This is a genomic window from Rhizobium sp. UFLA01-1127, from assembly GCF_059803845.1.
In genome coordinates, this window is sequence record NZ_JAUQTZ010000186.1 from 1 (window position 1) to 9,776 (window position 9,776).

The 9,776-nt window shown below is 62.2% G+C and carries 6 protein-coding genes; all 6 read right to left on the bottom strand.

Annotation, left to right across the window (positions count from 1 at the left end; all coding sequences use genetic code 11):
• Positions 1–177 precede the first annotated feature (177 nt).
• Positions 178–3,138, bottom strand: a complete 2,961-nt coding sequence (locus Q4Q11_RS29005) for a bifunctional [glutamine synthetase] adenylyltransferase/[glutamine synthetase]-adenylyl-L-tyrosine phosphorylase (protein WP_498571628.1) — start codon at positions 3,136–3,138, stop codon at positions 178–180.
• Between the two features lie 146 nt (positions 3,139–3,284).
• Entirely contained in the window at positions 3,285–4,700 is a 1,416-nt protein-coding gene (locus tag Q4Q11_RS29010; RefSeq protein WP_112505754.1) for an ATP-binding protein, read from the bottom strand.
• Positions 4,697–5,455: a response regulator transcription factor gene (locus Q4Q11_RS29015; RefSeq protein ID WP_498571629.1), complete on the bottom strand. Its 759-nt coding sequence runs from the start codon at positions 5,453–5,455 to the stop codon at positions 4,697–4,699. The genes Q4Q11_RS29010 and Q4Q11_RS29015 overlap by 4 nt, the downstream gene beginning before the upstream one ends.
• A gap of 101 nt (positions 5,456–5,556) precedes the next feature.
• Entirely contained in the window at positions 5,557–7,113 is a 1,557-nt protein-coding gene (locus Q4Q11_RS29020; RefSeq protein WP_498571630.1) for a Do family serine endopeptidase, read from the bottom strand.
• Positions 7,114–7,282: 169 nt separating this feature from the next.
• A complete protein-coding gene (locus tag Q4Q11_RS29025) occupies positions 7,283–7,720 on the bottom strand; it encodes a cytochrome c-type biogenesis protein (RefSeq protein ID WP_113215454.1) in 438 nt (145 codons plus the stop codon).
• 230 nt (positions 7,721–7,950) lie between these two features.
• Positions 7,951–9,776, bottom strand: a 1,826-nt coding sequence (locus tag Q4Q11_RS29030) for a heme lyase CcmF/NrfE family subunit (protein ID WP_498571631.1), incomplete at its 5' end; no start/stop codon positions are given.

A 9,776-nucleotide genomic window follows, 5' to 3' on the forward strand; every position in this document is an offset into this window, starting at 1 on the left:
GCCATCAAACCAGATGAATGCGCCAACTACTTCGCAAACTCAGGCTACGTTTCCGTCAAAACATGATTTGCTCTAAATCGCGTCGCGATCTTTCAGATTCGCTTCTTGAGCTTTAGATTTTTTAATTTTGCGCATGTCGTTGTCGCAAAACCGCTACGCACTTTTGCGCGACATGATTTAGTTTCCGACCGTTGCCTGAAATATCTTCCGCACTGCCTTCGACAGCCGCTTGAGCTCGGCTTCCAGCGTGCGGATATCCGGGCAATCGCCGGCGCGGCAAACCAGCTCCATCAACCCGGAAGGCGCATTTTGCGGATCGAACGCGCCGTCGATGCAGAGCCGAATGAGTTGCGACAGCTCCGTATAAAGATGCAGCGCCTCCAGGCAGACATCGAGGTCGTTGCGATCCATAAGGCTGGCGCCGAGCAGTTTCAACGCCTCTGCCGTGCTGAGCCCGTTGGCGTCGATGCCAACGCCGCGCTCAGGCGCGATCAATCGCAAATACTGCGCTGTAAATTCGATATCGATCAGCCCGCCGGGGATCAGCTTCAGGTCCCAGATGCTTTCGGGCGGCTTTTCCTGCTCGATCAGGGCGCGCATCTCACGAACATCCGCAGCGATCTTGGCAATGTCTCTCCTTGCCGAAAGAACTTCGCCGATGACGCGCTCGGCATCGTTCACCAATGCCTCGTCGCCGCAGATCAGCCGCGCCCGCGAGAGCGCCATGTGCTCCCAGGTCCAGGCCTCGGTGCGCTGATATTTCTCGAAGGAGTTGATGCGTGTGGCGACCGGCCCCTTGTTGCCGGAAGGGCGCAGCCGCATGTCGACCTCATAGAGAATGCCTTCCGCCGTCGGCGCCGAAAGGGCGGCGATCAGACGCTGGGTGATGCGGGTGAAATAGCGCATGGCATCCAGCGGCTTCGGGCCATCGGATTCGCCCGCCGTATCGTCGTAGTCATAGAGCAGGATAATATCGATATCCGATCCCGCCGTGAGTTCGAAGCTGCCGAGCTTGCCCATGCCGACCACAGCGACGCGGCCGCCGGGATATTCGCCATGAGCCGAGCGGATTTCCTTCATCACCGCATCCAGCGCCGCCTCGACGATGAGATCGGCGAGATAGGTAAAGGCGCGAGCCGCCATCTGGCCGCCGATCGCGCCCGTCAGCAGGCGTATGCCGATGAGGAAGCGCTGTTCGGATGCGAAGATGCGCAGCCGGTCCAGCACGTCTTCATAGTGCCTTGCCGCGGTTAGGAAACTTCTGATGCGCTCTGCCAGATAGTCCCGCGTCGGCAGTTCGGCCATGAGGCCAGGGTCCAGCATGCCGTCGAAGACATGCGGCTTGGCAGCGATGATCTCGGCGAGGCGCGGCGCCGAGGACATGATGTTGACAATGAGGGAAAGCAGCGCCGGGTTCGTGCCGAGCAGCGAGAAGAGCTGGATGCCGGCAGGCAGGCCGGAGATGAAGCTGTCGAAACGCAGGAGCGCCTCATCCGCCCGCTTGCTTTCGCCGAAGACCCGCAGGAGTTCGGGCGTCAGCTCCGTCAGCCGCTCGCGCGCTTCCACCGATTGCGTGGCGCGATACCGTCCGTAGTGCCAGGTGCGGATGACATTGGCAATGTCGGACGGCCGTTCGAAGCCGAGACGGCGCAGCGTCTTCAGCGTATCGGGATCGTCACCCTGGCCGGTAAAGACCAGATTGCCCGTTTCGGACGATAGTTTCGTTTCCTGCTCGAACAGGCGCGCATAACGCCGCTCGACCGTTTTCAGCGTCGTCACCAGCGCCTCGGAGAAAGCCGATATGTCGGAGAAACCCATCATGAAGGCGATGCGCTTGAGCTCCGCATCCGTTTCCGGCAGCAGGTGCGTCTGCTCGTCGCGCACCATCTGGATGCGGTGCTCGACGTCGCGCAAAAACCAGTAGGCCGATGTGAGCTCGTCGCGGGTTTCCGCGTCGATCCACTTCGCCTCGGTCAACTCGGCGAGGGTTCGTTCCGTCGACCGGCAGCGCAATTCCGGCATCCGCCCTCCGGCAATCAGCTGCTGCGTCTGCACGAAGAATTCGATTTCGCGAATGCCGCCGCGGCCGAGCTTGACGTTGTGGCCCTTGACCGCGATCGCTCCGTGGCCCTTGTGCACATGGATCTGTCGCTTGATGGAGTGGATATCGGCGATTGCGGCATAGTCCAGATATTTCCGGAAGACGAAGGGTACGAGATCGCGGATGAAGGCCTGGCCCGCGTCGATATCGCCGGCAACGGGGCGTGCCTTGATGAAGGCCGCACGCTCCCAGTTCTGCCCCCTGCCCTCGTAATAGATCATCGCCGCATCGACTGGGATCGCCAGCGGCGTCGAGCCGGGATCGGGACGCAGGCGCAGATCGGTGCGGAAGACATAACCGTCCGCCGTACGCTCCTGCAGGATGCGCACCAGCCGCCGCATCAGCCTCGGGAAGATGTCGATGGCGTCATCCGGATCGGGAACGATACCCGCCGTCTCGTCGAAGAAGACGACCAGATCGATATCGGAAGAATAGTTCAGCTCCTCGGCGCCGAGCTTGCCCATGCCGAGCACGATCAATCCGGACTGCCGGCTCGGAGCGGCGCGATCGGGAAGCGAGATCTTGCCGGCTTCATGCGACGACAGCAGCAGATGGTCGATCGCTGCGGAAATGGAAGCCTCCGCGAGCCTGCTCAGCCAGCGGGTCGTCACCTTGCCATCATAGATGCGGGCGAGGTCGGCGAGTGCGATGAGAAAGGCCGCACGGCGCTTGGCGATACGAAGGCGGCTCATCACATCGGAGTCCGAAGGCGACGAGGCTTTCTCCCCGGCCGGCAGCCAAGCGCTTCGAGCGTCTTCAACGAGAGCTTCGATCTGGGGCGACAGCGGCTTTTCGATGGCTGCAACGAGGAGCGATGGCTCGAGATTGGCCGTTTCCCGCAAATGAGGTGACAGGGTCAGGGCGGCAACGACGAAATCCCGCAGGGCGCTTTCGCCGCCAAGCAGAGCAGCGACGGCGGGCTCTGCGCCGGCGATCTGCTTGAGGTCGGCGAGTGCAGACTTCGTTTCCGATTGGTTCAATGGCCGCAATCGTCCAGACGGAACATCCCGCAGCAAATCGCTTTGCGTCGTCGTCATGCAGCTCTCCCAACAGCAAGCGGTAGAGCATGATGCCGAAAAGTGCGAGCGGTTTCGGCATCATGCTCTACTTCTTTGACGCTAGAGCGGATTCAGATTTTGGGCCGTTTCGGCCTAAAATCATCCGGCTCTAGTGCAGGATTAACCTATTGTTTCTGCATGGGGAAGATCATGGTGACCGTTAATCCCTTGGCATCGGGACTATCGGGATCGGTATCGGAAAGCTCCAGCCGGCCGCCATGCAGCTCCATGACAGCCTCCACCAGCGCAAGGCCGAGGCCGGTTCCAGGCTTGGAGCGGCTTTCGTCCAGGCGGAAGAAGCGCTTGACCACATCGGCGCGCTGATGGGCAGGAATGCCCGGTCCGTGGTCGGCGACGGCAAGCGTGACAGCATCATGCCTGCGCGCCAGCTTGAAGGTTATCGCCGGCTCGCCGCTGCAGCCCGAAGCATATTTCAGGGCGTTGTCGATAAGGTTGAAGAGCGCCTGCCCGATCAGCTCGCGATTGCCCTGTACCTCGACATCGGGCTCGATGTCGGCCGTCAGCGCCAGACCCGCTTCCTCGGCAACCGGCTCGTAAAGTTCGGCCGTATCGGCGACGATGGAGGAGAGATCGACGGCGGTCATTTCAGCGGCCACAGAACCTGCCTCGACGCGCGAAATCATTAGGAGCGCATTGAAGGTGCGGATCAGCTGATCGGATTCGCCGATGATGCCTTCGAGCGCGGTGCGACGGCCTTCGCTGTCGGCATTGTCGAGCGCATCGGCGGCCTTGTTGCGCAGGCGCGTGAGCGGGGTCTTGAGGTCGTGGGCGATGTTGTCGGAGACTTGCCGCAGCCCCTCGTTCAGTTTCTCGATGCGCTCAAGCATCGCGTTCAGCGATGCAGACATACGATCGAATTCGTCGCCGGAGCCGCCGACGGGCAGGCGCTGGGAAAGGTCTCCGGCCATGATCTTGCGGCTGGCGGCCGTCATCCGGTCGATGCGCTTCAGGGCGTTACGGCCGATGCCGAACCAGATGACCAGTGCACCGAGTCCCATGATCGCCAGTGCCAGCATCAGCGCCTGGCGCACCAGCAGCCGAAAGCGCTCCGGCTCGCCCAGATCGCGGCCTACCAGGATGCGCAGGCCGTTGTCGAGGATGAAGATGTTGGCGATCGCCAGATGGCGTCGCTCCGGATCGTTGGACGCGTCCGTATAACGCTCGTAGATGAAAGGCAGCTCGGTCCAGCCGGCTTGGCCGAGCACGCCCGGCTGCACTGAGGCGACGTTGCCGGCCAGGATATCGCCGGACGGACCGGCAATGACATAGAGGTTGGCGCCGGGCTGGCGCGCGCGGCGCTCCATTGTGCGCAGAAGCAGGTTCAGCCCGCCAATGTCATAGGCGCGCTTGACCTGATTGACCTCCTGCTGAACGGCATCGCGGATCTGCTCCGTCAACAGCCGCTCGGACATGGCCGTGACGTAGAAGACCAGCGTCGCGGCACAAAGCGCAAAAAGAAGGATGTAAAGGGCGGAAAGGCGGACTGCGGTGGACTTGAAGAGGACGCGGAAGCGACTCATCCCTCGTCCTTGATCATGTATCCGGCGCCGCGGATCGTCTTCAGCAGCGGCTGGCTGAAATCCTTCTCGATCTTGGAGCGCAGGCGCGAAACGTGAACGTCGATGACGTTTGTCTGCGGATCGAAGTGATAATCCCAGACGTTCTCGAGCAGCATGGTGCGGGTCACGACCTGGCCGGCATTCTTCATCAGATATTCCAGCAGGCGGAACTCGCGCGGCTGCAGCAGGATTTCCCTGCCGCCGCGGCGCACCTCATGCGAGAGACGGTCCAGCTCCAGGTCGCCGACGCGATAGAGCACATCCTGCTCCGGCGCACCCTTGCGGCGGCCGAGCACTTCGACGCGCGCCAGAAGCTCGCTGAAAGCATAGGGTTTCGGCAGGTAATCGTCGCCGCCGGCACGCAGGCCGGTCACGCGATCATCGACCTGGCCGAGAGCGGAGAGGATCAGAACCGGCGTATGCACGCCCTTGCGGCGCAGCTCGCTGATGACGGAGAGTCCGTCACGGCGAGGCAGCATGCGATCGATGATGGCAACATCGTAGCTGTTCTCGGTGGCCATGAAGAGACCGCTCTCGCCGTCGCTTGCGTGATCGGCAATAATGCCGGCCTCGCGAAACGCCTTGGTGAGATAAGCCGCCGCCTCGAGATCGTCTTCGATGATCAGAATCTTCATGTGGGCGACATTACCCGCCGAGGGCGCCTCGGCACAACCAGAATCGGAGGAGTTCACGGCGTGTTGGCCAGCGGTTGTCATCTTTTACCTGCCTTGGAGCCAGTCATCGTTGACGTCTTAAAAAGGAAAGCCGCGCAAGCCGTGGCCTGCGCGGCTTTCCGATATTCTATGGGCTGAGGGGATCAGCCTGCATTGATCGGCAGAGCGACGAAGCGGCTGCCGTCACCGGACTGAATCTGGAACAGCGCCCGCGTGCGGCCATCCTTCTTCGCCTGTTCGATGATCTTGGCGATGTCGCCGGCGTTGGAGACCTGCTGGTTGTTGACCGAGGTGATCTTCTCGCCTTCCTTTACGCCCTTGTCGGCAGCATCGGAGTCAGGATCGACCGCGGTGATCGAAACGCCCTTGCCATCGTCGGAGGGGCCGACGGTGAGGCCGAGGTCAGCCAAAGCCTTTTCGGAGGATGGCTGCTGCGGCTGACTCGGCTGCGAGTCATCGTTTGAGGCCTGGTTCTGATCGGCCGGGAGGGTTCCGAGCTCGACGGTAACCGACTGCGACTTGCCGCCGCGCCAAAGAGTAACCTCAACCTTGCTGCCCGGCTGCATGGCGCCGATGCGACGAGCCAGATCGCGCGGATCCTTGACCGGATCGCCATTGACGGCGGTGACGACGTCGCCGTTCTTGATGCCTGCCTTCTGGCCGGGCGAGCCATCCTGCGGAGAGACGACCAGCGCGCCGCTCGCTTCGGAAAGGCCGAGCGATTCGGCGATATCCTTGGTGACGGGCTGGATCTGTACGCCGAGCCAGCCGCGCGAGACGGTGCCGGTCTTGATCAGGTCGTTGACGACATCCTTGGCAGTCGTTGCCGGAATTGCGAAGGCGATGCCGACGCTGCCGCCCGACTGCGAGAAGATGGCGGTGTTGATGCCGACCACCTGGCCGTTGAGGTTGAAAGTCGGACCGCCGGAATTGCCCTTGTTCACCGGAGCATCGATCTGGATGTAATCGTCATAGGGGCCGGAATGGATGTCACGGCCACGGGCCGAAACGATACCTGCGGTCACGGTGCCACCGAGACCGAACGGGTTGCCGACAGCCACTACCCAATCGCCCACGCGAACCTTGGTGTCATCGGCCCAGGTGACATAGGTGAATTTCTTGCCCTTGGGATCGACCTTCAGGACGGCGAGGTCTGTGCGCGAGTCTTTGCCGACCAGCTTGGCGTCGAGCTCGGTGCCGTCGTTGAGGACAACGACAAAGGCTGCGCCATCGGAAACGACGTGATTGTTGGTGACGATGTAGCCGTCTTCGGAGACGAAAAAGCCGGACCCTTGAGCGACCGGACGCAGGTGACCCTTGTTGTCCTCGGAATTCTTCTGCTGGTTCTGGCCCTTCTGCTGGCCGCGTCCCTGCTGCTGTTCGAACTGGCGGAAGAACTTCTTCAAGGGATGATCGTCGGGAAGGTCGTCGAAGCCGCGGCCGAGACCGAAGGAATCATCTTCCTCGGCAACCGGATTGATGCGGGATTCGACGCGAACCGAAACGACGGCCGGCGATACGGCGTCTACCACGTTTGCGAAGCTCGGGACCTGGGGAGCCTGGACGTTGACGGCATCAGCATAGGAACGGCTGACTTCGGCGGGGACACCCGTGGCCAGAGCAGCAACAGCGAGGCCGGCGACGACAGAAGCCTTCATAGCGGTGCTACGGGACAAAGTGTCCTTGATATTCCTGAACATATGCGAGTTACCTTCTCTTCTCTCGTCAGATTTCCACCGGCGGGAACCGGCTATGGTGCATCATGATAACGATATAGGGCACGGCACCTTACAGCGAACTGTCCGCCCCATGAAAAATTCGTAATGTAAGGAAATGGTAGCAATGAGGTGAAGGAAAATGACACCCGCGTCACTTTCCCAAGATCTCGTTCAACTCAGCTTCCTCTTCTGCATTCAGAGGCTGACCAGTGGGCTTTCCAGCGCGGCGGCGCGCGTAAACGGCGAGGGCCAATCCACCTGCCACGAATAGCACAATCGGCGCTCCCCAGAGGATGACAGTCTTTTGGCTGAAGCGGGGTTTGAGCAGGACGAACTCGCCGTAGCGGGAGACGATATAGTCGAGCACCTGCCGATCGGTGTCGCCGTCCGTCAGGCGCTTGCGCACAAGCAGGCGCAGGTCGCGGGCAAGGTCGGCATTGGAATCGTCGATGGACTGGTTTTGGCAGACCATGCAGCGCAGTTCGGCCGAGATTATGCGTGCCCGTGCCTCGAGGGCCGGATCGGGCAGGACTTCGTCTGGATTGACCGCAAATGCGGGGGTCGCGGCAAGGAACAATACCAGCAGCATAAGGAAGCGGACGAACACTCCTGCCTCCTTCCCAGCCCTGCTATTCCTGTGGTGGGATACCCTCTCATCCGCCCCTGCGGGGCACCCTCTCCCCTCGAGGAGAAGGGGAAATTGCCGCTGCGGTGCCGGCATCGAACAAAAGCCAATCAACGAAGGCTGCAGCAGCTTCCCCTTCTCCCCCTGGGGAGAAGGCGCCCGAAGGGCGGATGAGGGGGCGACGGTCAAACGCATCATTCCGCCGGCTCCATCGTCGGACGAGCCGGCTTCTCCCTGCGGCGCGGCGCACCGACGCGCAGGCGGCGGTCGCTCAGCGACACGAAGCCGCCGATCGCCATGACGATCGCTCCCATCCAGATGCAGAGAATTAACGGCTTCCACCAGATGCGCACGACCATGGCGCCATCCCTGCCGGCATCGCCGACCGAGACATAGAGCTGGCTGAGCCCGAGCGTGAGAATGCCGGCTTCGGTGGTCGCGGCACGGCTTGCGGTGAAGACGCGCTTGGAAGACGACACTTCGGCAACGGCGACGCCGCCGCGGCTGACCGCGAAGCGGGCACGGTCCTCCGTAAAATTGGGACCGGCGCCGGGCTGCATGCCGTCGAAGCGCAGGCTGTAACCGCCGAGCTCCGCCGTCTCGCCCGGCTTCATGCTGGTGATGTTCTCGCCTTGGAATGTCGTCACCGCGATAATGCCGAGCACGGTGACGCCGAGACCGGCATGCGCAAGCGCCGTACCGAACGCGGAGCGCGGCAGGCCGCTCAGGCGACGCCAGGCTATGTTCGCAGCCACCTTGCCGATACCGGCGCGATACCAGAGATCGGCCAAAGCGCCGAAGATCAGGAAGAAGCCGGCTGCAAGGCCGAGAACGGCAAGCACGGGGCCGCCATGCCGGACATAGAACAGAACCAGGCCGGCCAGGAAGGCGAGGCCCGCCACGACATAGAGCCGCTGCAGCGCGCCGAGCAGGTCGCCGCGCTTCCAGGCCAGCAGCGGCCCGAACGGCACGGCAATAAGGATCGGCGTCATCAGCAGCCCGAAGGTCATGTTGAAGAAGGGCGGACCGACGGAGATCCTGTCGCCGGTCAGCGTTTCGAGCGCCAGCGGATAGAGAGTACCGGTTAAAACCGTGCCGCAGGCGACCGTCAGGATCAGATTGTTCAGCACCAGCGATCCCTCGCGCGAGATCGGCGCGAACAATCCGCCGGCGGTAAGCTTCGGCGCGCGCAGGGCGAAGAGCGACAGCGCGCCGCCGATGAAGACCAGGAGAATACACAGAATGAAGATGCCGCGCGTCGGGTCGCTGGCGAAGGAATGCACCGAGGTCAGCACGCCGGAGCGGACAAGGAAGGTGCCGAGCAGCGACAGCGAAAAGGTGAGGATCGAAAGCAGCACCGTCCAGATCTTCAAGGCGTCACGCTTTTCCATGACGAGGGCCGAGTGCAGCAGCGCCGTGCCGGCAAGCCAGGGCATGAAGGAGGCGTTTTCCACGGGGTCCCAGAACCACCAGCCGCCCCAGCCGAGTTCGTAATAGGCCCAATAGGAGCCCATGGCGATGCCGAGCGTCAGGAAGCTCCAGGCCGCCAGCGTCCACGGCCGGACCCAACGCGCCCAGGCGGCATCGATGCGGCCTTCCAGAAGCGCGGCCACGGCAAAGGAGAAGCAGACCGAAAAGCCGACATAGCCGAGATAGAGCAGCGGCGGATGGATCGCCAGGCCGATATCCTGCAGCACCGGATTGAGATCCCTGCCCTCGGCCGGCGCCGGATCGAGCCGGATGAAGGGATTGGAGGTCAGCAGGATGAAGACCAGAAAGGCCGAGGAGATCCACGACTGCACGGCCAGCACATTGGCGCGCAGCACATCGGGCAGATTGCGCCCGAACAGCGCGACGAACGCGCTGAACAGCGCCAGGATCAGCAGCCAGAGCATCATCGATCCCTCATGGTTGCCCCAGACGCCGGAGACCTTGAAGATCAGCGGCATCAGCGAATGGGAATTGGCCCAGACGTTGAAGACGGAGAAATCGGAGGCGACATAGGCATAGGTCAGCACGC

What these genes read in the sequence shown, in the direction of transcription:
- Q4Q11_RS29025 (WP_113215454.1), bottom strand. Translation starts at nt 7,720, where the DNA reads ATGCTGCTGGTATTGTTCCTTGCCGCGACCCCCGCATTTGCGGTCAAT.
- Q4Q11_RS29010 (WP_112505754.1), bottom strand. Translation starts at nt 4,700, where the DNA reads ATGAGTCGCTTCCGCGTCCTCTTCAAGTCCACCGCAGTCCGCCTTTCC.
- Q4Q11_RS29015 (WP_498571629.1), bottom strand. Translation starts at nt 5,455, where the DNA reads ATGACAACCGCTGGCCAACACGCCGTGAACTCCTCCGATTCTGGTTGT.
- Q4Q11_RS29020 (WP_498571630.1), bottom strand. Translation starts at nt 7,113, where the DNA reads ATGTTCAGGAATATCAAGGACACTTTGTCCCGTAGCACCGCTATGAAG.
- Q4Q11_RS29005 (WP_498571628.1), bottom strand. Translation starts at nt 3,138, where the DNA reads ATGACGACGACGCAAAGCGATTTGCTGCGGGATGTTCCGTCTGGACGA.